At 34.9% G+C, this 13,273-nt stretch carries 11 protein-coding genes and 3 pseudogenes; 10 read left to right on the top strand and 4 right to left on the bottom strand.

All coding sequences use genetic code 11. The annotated features are described in order from the left end of the window. Positions 1 to 195 precede the first annotated feature (195 nt). Positions 196 to 2,100: a heavy metal translocating P-type ATPase gene (locus tag FFM68_RS12220; protein ID WP_137619583.1), complete on the top strand. Its 1,905-nt coding sequence runs from the start codon at positions 196 to 198 to the stop codon at positions 2,098 to 2,100. A 360-nt stretch (positions 2,101 to 2,460) separates the two neighbouring features. On the opposite strand, the gene FFM68_RS12215 is transcribed toward FFM68_RS12220, so the two are convergent. Both FFM68_RS12215 and FFM68_RS12210 read right to left on the bottom strand, forming a co-directional pair. Continuing rightward, positions 2,461 to 2,901 (bottom strand): OsmC family protein, encoded by a 441-nt coding sequence (locus tag FFM68_RS12215; protein WP_137619582.1) that lies wholly within the window; start codon positions 2,899 to 2,901, stop codon positions 2,461 to 2,463. A gap of 301 nt (positions 2,902 to 3,202) precedes the next feature. Next, positions 3,203 to 3,763: a TetR/AcrR family transcriptional regulator gene (locus FFM68_RS12210; RefSeq protein ID WP_103892184.1), complete on the bottom strand. Its 561-nt coding sequence runs from the start codon at positions 3,761 to 3,763 to the stop codon at positions 3,203 to 3,205. A gap of 184 nt (positions 3,764 to 3,947) precedes the next feature. On the opposite strand from FFM68_RS12210, the gene FFM68_RS12205 reads away from it, so the two are divergent. The 9 genes and pseudogenes from FFM68_RS12205 to FFM68_RS12165 form a co-directional block, all read left to right on the top strand. After that, entirely contained in the window at positions 3,948 to 4,886 is a 939-nt protein-coding gene (locus tag FFM68_RS12205; protein WP_137619581.1) for an ABC transporter ATP-binding protein, read from the top strand. Further along, the gene (locus FFM68_RS12200; protein ID WP_048602892.1) at positions 4,873 to 5,766 is read left to right on the top strand and encodes an ABC transporter ATP-binding protein; all 894 of its coding nucleotides are present in this window, start codon (positions 4,873 to 4,875) and stop codon (positions 5,764 to 5,766) included. The genes FFM68_RS12205 and FFM68_RS12200 overlap by 14 nt, the downstream gene beginning before the upstream one ends. After that, positions 5,767 to 7,236, top strand: a complete 1,470-nt coding sequence (locus FFM68_RS12195) for an ABC transporter permease subunit (RefSeq protein ID WP_137619580.1) — start codon at positions 5,767 to 5,769, stop codon at positions 7,234 to 7,236. A 266-nt stretch (positions 7,237 to 7,502) separates the two neighbouring features. Beyond that, positions 7,503 to 8,629, top strand: a protein-coding gene (locus FFM68_RS12190) for an IS3 family transposase (RefSeq protein ID WP_102578318.1) whose coding sequence is annotated in 2 segments (ribosomal slippage) — positions 7,503 to 7,731 and positions 7,731 to 8,629 — 1,128 coding nt in all. Because the reading frame shifts where the segments join, the coding sequence is not laid out codon by codon here. Between the two features lie 505 nt (positions 8,630 to 9,134). Continuing rightward, the gene (locus FFM68_RS12185) at positions 9,135 to 9,734 is read left to right on the top strand and encodes a tyrosine-type recombinase/integrase (protein ID WP_137619579.1); all 600 of its coding nucleotides are present in this window, start codon (positions 9,135 to 9,137) and stop codon (positions 9,732 to 9,734) included. Positions 9,735 to 9,782: 48 nt separating this feature from the next. Next, positions 9,783 to 10,073 (top strand): annotated as a pseudogene (locus FFM68_RS12180) (Fic family protein); the annotation flags it as partial. A 15-nt stretch (positions 10,074 to 10,088) separates the two neighbouring features. After that, positions 10,089 to 10,307, top strand: a complete 219-nt coding sequence (locus FFM68_RS12175) for a tyrosine-type recombinase/integrase (protein ID WP_338070792.1) — start codon at positions 10,089 to 10,091, stop codon at positions 10,305 to 10,307. 118 nt (positions 10,308 to 10,425) lie between these two features. After that, complete coding sequence (locus FFM68_RS12170) at positions 10,426 to 11,319, top strand: hypothetical protein (protein ID WP_137619576.1); 894 nt, start codon at positions 10,426 to 10,428, stop codon at positions 11,317 to 11,319. Positions 11,320 to 11,440: 121 nt separating this feature from the next. After that, positions 11,441 to 12,447: pseudogene (locus tag FFM68_RS12165) on the top strand (Y-family DNA polymerase); the annotation flags it as partial. Here FFM68_RS12165 and FFM68_RS12160 read toward each other — a convergent pair. Beyond that, positions 12,426 to 12,881, bottom strand: a complete 456-nt coding sequence (locus tag FFM68_RS12160; RefSeq protein ID WP_239585175.1) for a site-specific integrase — start codon at positions 12,879 to 12,881, stop codon at positions 12,426 to 12,428. The pseudogene FFM68_RS12165 and the gene FFM68_RS12160 sit on opposite strands and share 22 nt — an antisense overlap. 106 nt (positions 12,882 to 12,987) lie before the next feature. Next, a pseudogene (locus FFM68_RS13200) lies at positions 12,988 to 13,273 on the bottom strand (hypothetical protein); the annotation flags it as partial.

The following is a 13,273-nucleotide window of genomic DNA, read 5'->3' as shown; positions in this document are numbered from 1 at the left end:
GATTAAATGAACTAGGCAATTCTGGAAGAAAAGCTATTTTTCCAGGATTGCTTTTTTTGTTGCAATCCGATTCGAGGTGCTTAGAAACGATAAAAGAGAACTTTCTAAACTTGATAGCCGTCAATTAATTACTTAGGCAATTATCTTATACTGTGTTTATCAATAAAAGAGAAATTAAATTTGGAGGGAAAAAGCATGCAACAATATATATTAAGCAAGAAAAATGTTATCACCGTCATCAGTGGATTGTTAATCGTACTCGGTTTCTTCAGTCACTTTGTTTTAGAAAACGTAGGACTTTCAGAGTGGTCTTTGATCATCGCCTCTGTCTTTGGGATTATGCCAATTGCCATTCAAGCGTTTCAAGCAATGAAAGTCAAAGTCATCAGTATTGATGTCTTAGTCAGTATTGCAGCGATTGGTGCGCTTTTTATTCAAAATTATGAAGAATCGGCTATTGTCACGTTCTTATTCTTATTCGGACACTACTTGGAACAACGAACATTGAACCAAACGCGATCTGCTATCAAAGAATTGACTGAAATGGCACCCGAAAGCGCCTTGAAACAAATGGATAATGGCGAATTTGAAGAAGTAGAAGTGGATGATGTAGATGAAGGGGATATCTTGCTCGTTAAAACGGGTGCGAAAGTTCCAGTAGATGGTACAGTCCTTACGGGTGAAGGGCATATCAATGAAGCTAGCATTACAGGTGAAGCTGTTCCGGTCAACAAGCTAGCTGATGCAGAAGTTTTTGCAGGAACCATTTTAGAAAACGGAACGATTCAAATCAGAGCTGACCGAGTTGGTGAGGACACCACATTTGGAAAAATTATTGAACTCGTGGAAGAAGCACAAGATTCTAAATCCGAAGCGGAACGGTTCATTGATCGCTTTTCTAAATACTACACACCAGCTGTCTTGGTTCTGGCAATTGTTGTATGGGCGTTCAGTCAAAATATTGAGTTAGCAATCACCATCTTGGTTCTAGGTTGCCCAGGCGCATTAGTTATCGGAGTGCCTGTCTCAAACGTTGCCGGTATTGGGAATGGTGCTCGTAACGGTGTTCTTTTAAAAGGGAGTGAAGTCATTCAAGACTTCAGCAATGTGGATACAATTGTATTTGATAAGACAGGTACTTTAACTGTCGGAAACCCAACCGTTGCAGCGACTGAACTGTATGAAAAAGATCCTGCTGAAACGCTTGGCTATCTGGCCAGTGTGGAACGGGAATCAGATCATCCATTAGCAAAAGCGGTCTTAAATCAAATTGGAGAAACAAACTTTTATCCTGTTGAAGGAACTGAAGTCGTGAAAGGCGGCGGAATCGTTTCAAGTGTAGCTGGACATAGAGTGGCTGTTGGGAATGTGGCCTTGATGGAAAAAGAAAATGTCACTCTCAGCAAAAAAGTGCAAAAAGATGTCAAACGGTTTGAACAACAAGGGAACTCTCTCGTTTTGACAGCAGTCGACGGTGAATTAAAAGTACTGATGGGCATTCGCGATCAAGTCCGTCCGGGTGTGAAAGCTAATTTGCAGGAATTAAAAGACTTGGGCGTGAAAAATCTAGTCGTTCTTTCAGGAGATAACCAAGGAACCGTTGATGTGGTCGCCGGCGAACTTGGTTTGACCGAAGCTCACGGCCACATGTTGCCGGAAGACAAATCGGCTTATATCGGAAAACTTCAACAACGTGGTCAAATTGTAGCCTTTGTTGGAGATGGCGTTAACGATAGTCCGTCCTTAGCTTTAGCAGACATTGGAATCGCAATGGGAAGCGGAACGGACGTAGCGATTGAAACATCCGATGTCGTTTTAATGAACTCGAACTTCAGCAACTTGCCTCACGCATTAGGATTAGTAAGAGCCACCGCAAATAATATGAAACAAAATATCGTGATTTCAATTGGAGTAGTGTTGGTCTTGTTGACCAGCGTCTTCTTCAGCGAATGGATGAATATGTCTATCGGAATGTTGGTTCATGAAGGTAGTATCTTGGTGGTAATTTTCAATGGCATGAGATTAATGAAGTATAAGTTGAAAGGTCGGAAAGAACAAAAAGAAGTATCAGCACCTGCAGAGAAAGTAAAAATATCTTAAGAATAAATTAGAAGAGGCTGAGACAATAGTCCATCCTTGAAATGACAAAAGCGGAAACTCAGATTTTTAAATCTGGGATTTTCCGCTTTTTTGAGTTCTTGAAAAAAAAAATAAGAGTATAGAGTATGTTCTTTATAAAATTAATTTTCGTGTAAATGATTAAAAAATTTAACAATAAAATTTAAATTCCTATTAAGTTGTAACACATGAAATTGCTTAAAATAATGTATTTAAAATCTTGATTTAACTAGTTTTTTTCTCTCGTCTTTTTTATAGATATGTATACCTTCGAAAAGACAAGAAATAAAATAGAAATACCTGTTTAGTGCAAAATGAGAAGAATCTTTTTTAATTCATAGTTTATAATTTATGGATTTCTGATTTAGTCGTAGGTGCATTTTTAATGGTATCAGCTACCGGACAAGTACGATCAATAAATGCGATAAAATCTGAAATCTCTTCATCAGTATTATCAGCTTCAATATAAAATTTAGATACGATTGCAGAATAGCCTATTTTAGCTGCTTTATTTTTTCCTATAAAACCATCAGGATCTAATACTCCATCTATCTCTACACGGATATCGTTTAAATTTATGCCCTGCACTTTAGCGAAAGATCGAGCTACAATAACTTTACATGCTCCAAGAGAGGCTAATAAAGCTTCAATCGGATTCATCCCTTCATCTGATCCACCTAAATTTTTTGGTTCATCCAAAATAAATTCAAAATTCCTGGATATACATGAAACTTTCATTCCACCAATTGACTGAGCTACTGCATGAAATGTTTCTTTTGCCATAAAAATAACCTCCTTTTAATTTAATAACTTTATCGTATCATGAAAGCATTATTTTTACCCGCATAGTCACATGAGAAACAGAAAAATTTATATTTTTGAATTTTTTTGCAAAAAATAAAAATCTTTTGTGCAATTGAATAGGTTAATGCATGGAAAAAAGCAGCAAACATAAATCAAAGTGGATCCTATAGAATAGACACTAAAAAAAGTGCCTTTATAGGGTCCTTTTCAATCCATTTTAGTTTCATAAGGTTTCTTTTTTTAAAATGTCCTTGACATAGAATCCATTTCAATTCTTCGATTAGCTAAATTTTTCTAAAGTCTGTGTATATAGTTCAATAATTTCTTCACGACTAATTTGATTTCTTTTCTCCTTATACCAAAAGACGGATTGAATCGTGATCCCCATAATGATCTGTCCTTTATAACTAAGCTCTATGGGTAATTCTTCGTCACTAGCTCCTTTTTTTATGCGGTTACCTAGCATGCTCTTCCCGTACTCGCGCACACTTTCAAGTTCAAAAATGATATTAGCATTCATTTGAATACTGAAAATGAGATATAAGAGATTATCAAATTGATCCAATAGTTGTTCAAAAACAATAATAAAAAAGTTGTCTTTTTCTTCATTTGAGTTTTTGATAGCAAAATCAAATATTTCATTCATTTTATGTTTAATAAAAAAGGTTATAAAATCATATTTATCCAAGAAATGATTGTAGAAAGTTGGTCGTCGAACCATAGCAGCATCACATATTTCTGTTACTGAAATATTTTCAAATTCTTTTTCATGTAATAAGTTTTCAAATGCTTCTATAAGTGCCTTATGAGTTTTTTGAACCCTTAAATCTAATTGTTGCATATAGGGCCTCCTTTTTAGAGAAAGCATCAATTATCGAAAAAATGTAAATTATTTATCAGATCCTGAAAATATGTCTCTTGTCCTCCTTTGTGAGACTAGTATAATAAATATTATAACATTTGTAAATAAAGAAACGATTGTTAATTATCTTATAATCGATATTTAAAAGAAAGGTAGGAATATGATGTCAGTTATTGAAGTGAAACATGTGACCAAAGACTATGGACATGGACGTGGAATATTTGATGTTTCTTTTGAGATAAATGAGGGAGAAGCTTTTGGATTCTTGGGACCGAATGGTGCTGGAAAGTCGACAGCTATTCGCCACTTAATGGGCTTTTCTAAAGCTGATGAGGGAGAACTTTCTATTAATGGAAAAGATAGTTGGAAATCAGCAGCCAATATTAAACAAGATGTTGGTTATTTACCTGGAGAGTTGGCTTTTCCAAAAGGAATGACAGGAGACCAATTTATTGAGTTCATGGCAAATGAAAGAAAAATTACTGATATGACAAGGACAGAGCAGCTTAAAGAGCTCTTTAAAGTAGATACTTCTAAAGAGATTAAAGAAATGAGTCTTGGGACCAAAAGAAAGCTAGCGGTCGTTACTGCTTTTATGCATAATCCAAAAATATTGATATTAGATGAACCTACTTCAGGATTAGATCCTGTTATGCAAGAACGCTTCATTCAATTTATCTTAAAAGAAAAATCAGAAGGGAAAACAATCCTCCTATCTAGTCACATCTTTACTGAAGTGGATGCAACATGTGATCGCATTGCCATCATTAAGGATGGGGTAGTGGTTTCAACAGTTGAATCCAATGAATTGAAGCAGAGTACGAATAAATCATTCAAAATTGAGTTTGCTAGTTTTGAGGATTATCAGAAGTTTATAGAAAATACCGAATTTACTATTCCAACTAAAAGACCTGAACAAAATCAAGTTAAACTAAGTTTAACGGATCAGAAGATGCAAGAATTTTTTACAGAATTAAGTGAGGTAAAGGTAAATTTTATTTCAGAAATTAAATTTACTTTGGAAGATTACTTTATGGACTTTTATGATCGTAAGAAAACAGTGGCTGCTGGAGAGGAGAATTTGCGATATGGCTTACATTGATATCAAACATTTGACTAAGGATTATGGAAATGGACACGGAATATTTGATGTATCTTTAGAAATTGAAAAAGGAGAAAACTATGGCTTCGTAGGTATCAATGGTGCAGGGAAAACGACTACTATCCGGCACTTGATGGGTTTCCTGAAACCTGATGAAGGAAGCGTCACTATTAATGGACTTGATGCCACCAAAAGTAGTGCAGAAGTCAAACGTTATGTATCTTATATTCCTGGTGAGATCAATTTTCCAGGAAACAAAACCGGTGAAGAGTTTTTAAAAGATCAAATCTATTTATCTGGACGCGGAAGTTGGGAACGTGCTAAAGAGTTAAGTAATCTTCTTCAATTAGATGTGACGGCCAATGTGCGTTCCATGAGTAAAGGGATGAAACAAAAAACAGCTATTGTTTCAGCATTTGCATCTAATGCAGATATCTTAATTATGGATGAACCAAGTACAGGTTTAGATCCTCTAATGCGTGACATCTTCCTTGATCTTTTAAAACAAGAAAAGAAACAAGGAAAAACGATTCTTATGTCTAGCAATATCTTCCAAGAAGTGGAAGAAGTCAGTGACCGAGTCGCAATCATCCGAGAGGGCAAAATTATTGATATCACAGATATGGCAGACATTCGTTATAACGAGAATAAAAGTTATCGAATGGAATTTAAATCACTCGCCGATTTCGAACGTTTCTTAAATTTAGGCTACCAATTGACTATGGTAAAAGCGGAAGATTTACAAGTTTTCGTTCAAATTCATGATAAAAATATTAATTATCTCATTCAAGATTTAAAAGATTTTGACTTGGTCTATTTTAAAGAAATTAAATTCTCATTTGAAGATTATATTACTGAGATATTTAAGGAGGAAGTATAAATGTTTTCAAAACCAATATTTAAGCAAAGTATCAAAACCAATTGGAAACTATGGGCAATTATCACAATCGTCGCTTCAGTCATTTTATCTGGTTTCATCATAGGTTATGATGCGGCAGGATATGCATCGATTGCCGCTGCAGCGGAAGGAACCGCTTTTTCCAGTCTTCTCTCATCAATGGACAGTCTCTTAGGAAACTTAGAAAATTTCTATAAACTGATTGGTCTTATTCTTGGAATTGTTTATGTTGTATTTACAGCAAATACTCTTGTAGTGAGCGAGGTAGACTCTGGATCTATGGCTTATACTTTATCAACACCCATAAAACGTTCAAGTGTCATTTTTACCAAATCGCTTTACCTCATCTTATCGGTTATTTTAATGTATGTCATTGTTTCATTAGCCGGTTTAGGTGCCTCTCAATTAAAGTACAACAACGTGACGGGCTATCCGATCACAGAGGATATAGAAAAAGCATCAGAAACATTAGATAAAAGTGAAGGTTATCTATCTGAACATTTATATTTAATTAAAGATAATGAACAAGCTATGCGAGATGCTGCTGAAGCTCGCGATATGGATCTGGACGCCTATTCAATATACTTAGGAGAGGTCATCAAGGATCACTCCTATGAAGAGGCTGCAAAAATTATCACCGATGAACGTCGGGATATCTATGAAGATGATGATGACATGGAAGATGATGATATTGAAATCACAACTGAGGAATTGATCAAAAACCCGGCGATGATATTAGCAAGTAATGACGCATTGAAGGCTGGTGCAAGTGTACAAGGAATTTCTGTTAATGAGTACCGTCAATTTCTAGCAGATGAAATAACTGCACTTAAAGCTGAAAAGAATGAAGAAAATAAAGGAAAATCTCAGCCAACTGTCATGATTACGAAAGCCAATCGCGAACTCTTATTACAGGCTGTTATTGACTCTTCTGCAAAGGCCTTAAATATGAATAGTGCCCAAGTGAAAGATAATTTGACTTTAATTAAAGATCCTACCGCTTTAGAGGCGTCTATGAAAGCAACTTATTTAAATAAAAAACAAATCATTACGATGGCAAACCATGCCATGGTATCATCTGCAAGATCTGTCGATGCTGCTCTGGAATTTGATACAGAAACTTATTTTTGGTTAAGTCTTGGTCTACTCATCTTAATCCTAGCCATAAGCTCTGTTTCATTCTTCGCATCAACTCTATTTAACCGCTCAGGATTAGCTTTAGCTATCGGTGGGGGGATACCATTTGCTTTCTTCCTACTTACTATGGTTCAGCAACTGATGGACGATGCTCCAGTTATACTCGAGTATCTAACGATAACAACTCTATTTGATACAGATGCGATATTAGCTAGTGGCGAGTTTGGTTGGGGATTAGTTGCTTTAGGAACCATTGCTTTCGTTCTATATGCAGCGTCAAATGTTATCTTTACAAAGAAAGATTTACCACTTTAATATTGAAAGAACTATCAGTAAATTCCTTAGCAGCTACCGATAAATGAAGAGAATATAATGTGAGAAAGAGAATGAGACGGGCAAGATGATCTGATAACAGTTAACCTGGCAACTAATAAGTATTGGAGATGGTGCGAAGTAAGATTGATAAAAAATGGATAAAGGATTAGATTTAATACAATGTCTTATGGTGTTAGTATCAAATCTTAGACAACTTTTCGTAGAGACAGAAATAAATTAAACTTATCTACGAGAGGATGGATTTTATGACCCGATACGAAGAAAATTTCAAACAGATGATTGTTGAGCTGAATCAAACTGGACGTTCTGTTCGAGGATTGGCGAAAGAATATGGCTTATCTGAAGCAACGATTTACAAATGGAAAAATTTATATTTACCAAATCAGTCCACAGGACTGACCGGAAAAGAAGCGGCTGATTTGAGAAAAGAAAATGCTCGTTTGAAAGAGGAACTTGAAATATTAAAAAAAGCCGCAGCCATATTCTCTCGAAAGACCTAAAGTCACTTGTTCGATTCATTGAAAAATGGTGTAAGGAGTACACTGTTTCTTTGTTGTGTCGGTTATTAGAAATTCCTAGAAGCGTCTACTATTTTTATAAAAATAAATCGTTAACAGCTACAGAAGTCAGAAATAACCAATTGAAAAAGAAGATTTCAACGATCTTTTTTGATCATAAACAGAGATATGGTGCAACAAAAATCCATCAAGTGTTGCTAAAAGAAGGAATTTCAGTATCTCTTAAGCATGTACAAAAACTGATGAAACAATTAAATCTAAGGTCAATTGTGGTTAAGAAATACAGACCTCAACGGCCTGTTCAGCCGGTTGTTTTAAAAGAGAACATCTTAAATCAGGACTTTTCTACTAAAACTATCTGTGAAAAATGGGTAGCTGATATCACCTACATTCCAACTAAGAAAAATGGTTGGTGTTACTTATCTTCGATTATGGATTTACACACGAAAAAGATTATTAGCTATACATTTTCTAAACGAATGACTGTCGATTGTGTGTTACAAACATTCAATCAAGCAAAGCAACGGTACCACATCCCAGAAGGAATGATTCTACACACTGATTTAGGTAGTCAATATACAGCAATCGAAGTGGAAAATTGGCTTGAAAACAATAAAATAAGGCATTCCTATAGTCGCAAAGGAACACCATATGATAATGCAGGAATTGAGTCCTTCCATGCATCATTGAAAAAAGAAGAAGTATACACGACGACTTACTCAGACTTCGAAGAAGCGAATCGATCTTTATTTAGCTACATTGAAGGATTTTATAATCGTAATCGAATCCATAGTTCGATTCATTACTTAACTCCACAGGAGTTTGAAGATTTAGAAACAGAGAAAATGTCTTAGCAGTCTCTACTAAAATATGTCCAAGATATTGACTCAAATCCATTATCACGATTCTAATGATTTGATGAGAGTGTCAAAACAATGATGAAATCATTTAGTTCTTATAAATTAGACAAGAGAAAATAAATATTCCATATCTACTTTATTGGATCCATAACATGACTAAATTCTGAATACTTTTTAAAGCTTATCATTTGGTAAAACTGAATATAAGTTAATTATATAGACTGAAAATTTTGAATTTTCAGAATAGAATAACTTAAAAGTACTGACAAAATTTTTTAAAGGGGCAATATTAATGTTCTGAGATAATTAAATCTTACCGAAAATATCAAAAGTCCAATGTGACACAATCGGATTCTGTCACATTCGTTAAAATCGCTCTATCCTTAGAGGCTCTAAGAGGAAATCACTTTTCTTTTAGGGCCTTTTTTCTATAGCTTGTTTAAATGTGACTTATTATCTGTTATAATCATATTAAGTAACATTTGATAGGGGACTAAAAATGAAGAGCGTGGAACCGATTCGCGATAAAAAAAAGATCGATGCCATGAAGGCAATTTTGGCTTCCGGAAAATATGGGCAACGAAATTTGGTGCTTTTTTCGATCGGGATCAATACAGCGTATCGAATCTCCGATTTAAGACAGTTGAAATTAAGTGACGTGTTAGAAATTTCTCGTGGCCGAGTGATTGTCAAAGAACGTCTGGCCATGAAGGAACAAAAAACAGCTAAACACAATTCGGTTTTCATTTCGAACAAATTACGAAAGGCGATTCTCGATTATGTTCAATCCGAATTTCCTGAGCAGCTGCAAGCACAAGACTTCAGCAAATATTTGTTTCCAAGTCGCAAAGGAGCAGATACGCCTTTGACCCGACAAAGCCTTTGGCGGATCATTCATGAAGCAGGAACAGCGGTTGGTTTAAAAGAAATTGGTCCCCATTCGATGCGCAAGACCTTCGGCTATTTTTTGTACAAGCAAGGGACCAAAACAGAGATCATTCAGTCGCTGCTCAACCATTCTTCGCAACGGGAGACCTTACGCTATATTGGGATCACCCAGGAAGATAAAGATACCGCAGTAAAGAGTTTGGATCTATGACAGAATAATGCCCTATATAATAGAAGAAAAAATTCAAGAGGTGAGAAGATGAACGAAGAAAAGCGTCCGAAATTTCCTGATAAATACCACTTATCTCGCAAAGAGTCTGTGTATTTATTGAAGAAAAACATTGTGGAACTGGTTTATAATGCGGGAAAATTTGAAGGGTTAAATACAACGCTATTACAAACAGAAGAGATTATCAAGTATAATCGAGCTAATAATGTGGCTGTAGATGATGTCCTGATCGTCGTTAACTTAAAAAGAGGCTTTGAAATGCTTTTAAACGACTTACAGGAGCCCCTAATAGAGACAAGTAAGCGGATTAATCGGATCGTTGTGTAAAGGGCCACGATAAAATGTAGGAAAGTTGGAGATTTGTTAAATTTAGACCATTTAGGAACACATACTATGAGAAAAACATTTGGTTATACTGTTTACCAAAACAAAAAAGATATTAGGTTGGTAATGGAATTATTGAATCACAGCTCCGAAAAAATTACATTGAGATACATAGGGATTTCGGAGGAACAAAAGAAAAATACAGTAGAGAACATTGATTTCTTCAAGTAATAAATTGGAAGGAAAACTAATACGTTCTTTAATTAAGTATTCTGTTTTGTTAATATAAAATTCGTTTGAATGGACAATTTATTTTTATTTAGTCAGATAACAGAGTGAAGGGGTTTTAATGATGAAGGAGTTAAGCACTAGGGAAAAAGCATTTATGGGTGTTGTTACTGCAGTTTTAATAATCTTCGTTTTCTATGCAATGACTAAAGAACCACCTGTGACAGAGTATATATCAATACCTGATAATCAAGAAAAAGAAATTGAATTAGCACGAGGACAGGAACATGAATTAGTATTTGGATTAAAAGATTTCAAAGAACCTACTACTCTTTATTTAGTAGATATATGGAATAATGAAGATAAGTGGGCATTTGAAACTAGTGAAAGTATTCAAGAGATAAAGGTTGATAAAAAAGCACTTAAGGCTAAAAAAATAAAGATTAAGAAGGCATTGAATGGCAATGAAACAAGAAAAATTTGTATTCTTTGCTTCAGTAAAGAGGAAGCAGAGAACATAGTAGACTCTGATGAGGAAGTTACTAAAGACGTAGGAGGTAATACAATTGCCGACAATGACTTTTTTCAAGGTATTGAAGACCATAATGTTTATTATTCTCTACTAAGTTCTGAATTTAATCAAAAGTATGAAGCGGAAAGAGAAGTGAGACAAGCAGCGGAAGAGCAAAAAAGAGCGGAAGAACAAGCAAAAGAGGACGCTCTAAAACAAAAAGAACAAAGTAGTGAGATAAATAAATTGTCAGAAATTGATGGAATGACTCAATACGAGATTAAAGTTCCAAGATATGCTCGAACTATCAATATTTCAGGTAATTCAGAAGGAATAGCAAGGTTTAGATTAACCACAACTGATGGACAATATGTTGGTAGTGAGTTAATTAATGGTGGTGTATATAATGCAAAAATTTATGCTAGGGACATTGATGCTTCTGATTGGTATTACTTAGAAATAACCTATTCTCAAAAAATTGATTGGGAGATTTCTTTTGAATGAAAATCAAAACTGGACCTCAAAATAAGAGGTCTTTTTTTCTGTCTTATAATTATGTTCGCTTGACTAAAAAAACGAACGTATGTTCTAATTATTATGAAATTATATAGATGGAGTGATTGAAATGGATGATTTTTTTAAAATGAATCCAATTTTTGATTACAGGAAGGAGCCGTCAAGAGACATATTATGTATAGACTGTAAGAGTTTTTATGCCAGTGTTGAATGTGTAGAAAGAGGTTTAAATCCACTTAAAACCAAGCTTGTAGTGATGAGTTATCCGTCTGATGACCCTTCAGAAAGAGGGTCAGGACTAATTTTAGCAAGTAGCCCAATGGCTAAAAAAGCTTATTGTATCAGTAATGTTAGCAGAGCTAGAGATTTACCATTCCCCTACCCAAAAGACCTTATTATTGCACCGCCAAGGATGGCTTATTATATGCGGAAAAATATGGAAATTAACAACATATATAAGAAATACGCTGATGAAAAAAACCACCATGTATACTCAGTAGATGAAAGTTTTTTAGATGTAACTGATAGTCTAAAACTATTTAAAGTTAAATCTGCCTTCGAATTAGTTAAAATTATCCAGACAGATGTCTATAAACAAACAGGAATTTACACAACAGTTGGAATTGGAGATAACCCTTTATTAGCAAAATTAGCATTGGATAATGAGAGCAAACACAATTATCACATGAAAGCAGAATGGAGATATGAAGATGTACAATCAAAGCTATGGAAAATACCTGAGTTGACTGATTTTTGGGGTATTGGAAAACGTACTGCTATTCGTTTAAATAAGATGGGTATCCATTCAATCTATGATTTAGCACATGCAAATTACCATGTTTTAAAACAAAATATGGTATACTAGGAACCCAATTATATGCCCATTCCTGGGGCATAGACCGACCATTTCTAGGACAAGAATACAAGGTGAAATCTAAAAGTATTGGTAACAGCCAAGTTCTAAATAAAGATTATACTCGTAGAGAAGAAATCGAAGTAGTCATAAAAGAGATGGCTGACCAAGTTGCTACAAGATTAAGGCGTGTAGGAGCCAAGGCAAGTGTAATAAGTTTATGGATTGGCTTCAGCATGGGTTACATTGACCAAACTGGTAAAGTAGTGTCTGGAATTGTCTCAACTCGTTTCTTGGGTTCCTTTAGCTTTAAGATGCTTTCTGACACACTTTTGCTTCTTGTAATGTGATGTAAAAATCCTTTATATTGCTTGATACCTTTTACATCTACATAGGCTCTAGTAGCCACATCTTGTTCAATATACTCGAATTGGTAAAGAAATTTGTAGAAGGAAAGTACTGCTGTAACTTTTAAGTTGATCGTTTTTTCACTTCTTAAGGTGGGTGGTATGAGGTGTTGAACTTTTTCAATTAAAGTGGGGTTCACTAACCAGGAAAGAAAGTTTGCTATTGTCTTGATGTTGGCATTCTCATAATTTGTTTCCGTCAAAGACAAAAAAACAAAATAGTCTCTCAATGCAAAGCAGTAGGTACGCTGTGTATTTGGACTTTTTTGTATGTTATCAAGATATTTCATATACTTTAAAACTGGTAGTACTGGTTTCCCTTGATCATCAAGGACTAGATATCTTCTCCCTTCATTAGGTAATATAACTTCTTGTACTCTCATAGAAAGCCTCCTTTTAATCAATTCTCTCATATGATAGACGGTAATAACAAGACTGTCTATTATATAAAGGAATATGGATATATTGAATATCTTGGTCTCTAATAAGTGTACTATAGATAGTGCTGCGAGCAATCGCACGTCCGCCTTCCATAATGCTATTTGCATGGACGATTGACTTAAATCCGAATTTTTTGCGTATGGTATCTACAACATAATCGATTTGGTTCTGTTGCAAAGTTTTAAATAAAGAATAAAATCCCTTACGGTATCTATGATTTAAGCTGGGATTCCCAATAATA

Origin of the sequence: Enterococcus xiangfangensis, assembly GCF_005405365.1 — a bacterium.
GTDB lineage: Bacteria > Bacillota > Bacilli > Lactobacillales > Enterococcaceae > Enterococcus_A > Enterococcus_A xiangfangensis.
This window is presented reverse-complemented; position numbering and strand designations above follow the sequence as displayed.

Excerpts from the sequence above, each read along its gene's own strand:
- FFM68_RS12220 (WP_137619583.1), top strand. The coding sequence starts at position 196 with ATGCAACAATATATATTAAGCAAGAAAAATGTTATCACCGTCATCAGT.
- FFM68_RS12215 (WP_137619582.1), bottom strand. The coding sequence starts at position 2,901 with ATGGCAAAAGAAACATTTCATGCAGTAGCTCAGTCAATTGGTGGAATG.
- FFM68_RS12210 (WP_103892184.1), bottom strand. The coding sequence starts at position 3,763 with ATGCAACAATTAGATTTAAGGGTTCAAAAAACTCATAAGGCACTTATA.
- FFM68_RS12205 (WP_137619581.1), top strand. The coding sequence starts at position 3,948 with ATGTCAGTTATTGAAGTGAAACATGTGACCAAAGACTATGGACATGGA.
- FFM68_RS12200 (WP_048602892.1), top strand. The coding sequence starts at position 4,873 with ATGGCTTACATTGATATCAAACATTTGACTAAGGATTATGGAAATGGA.
- FFM68_RS12195 (WP_137619580.1), top strand. The coding sequence starts at position 5,767 with ATGTTTTCAAAACCAATATTTAAGCAAAGTATCAAAACCAATTGGAAA.
- FFM68_RS12185 (WP_137619579.1), top strand. The coding sequence starts at position 9,135 with ATGAAGAGCGTGGAACCGATTCGCGATAAAAAAAAGATCGATGCCATG.
- FFM68_RS12170 (WP_137619576.1), top strand. The coding sequence starts at position 10,426 with ATGATGAAGGAGTTAAGCACTAGGGAAAAAGCATTTATGGGTGTTGTT.
- FFM68_RS12160 (WP_239585175.1), bottom strand. The coding sequence starts at position 12,881 with ATGAAATATCTTGATAACATACAAAAAAGTCCAAATACACAGCGTACC.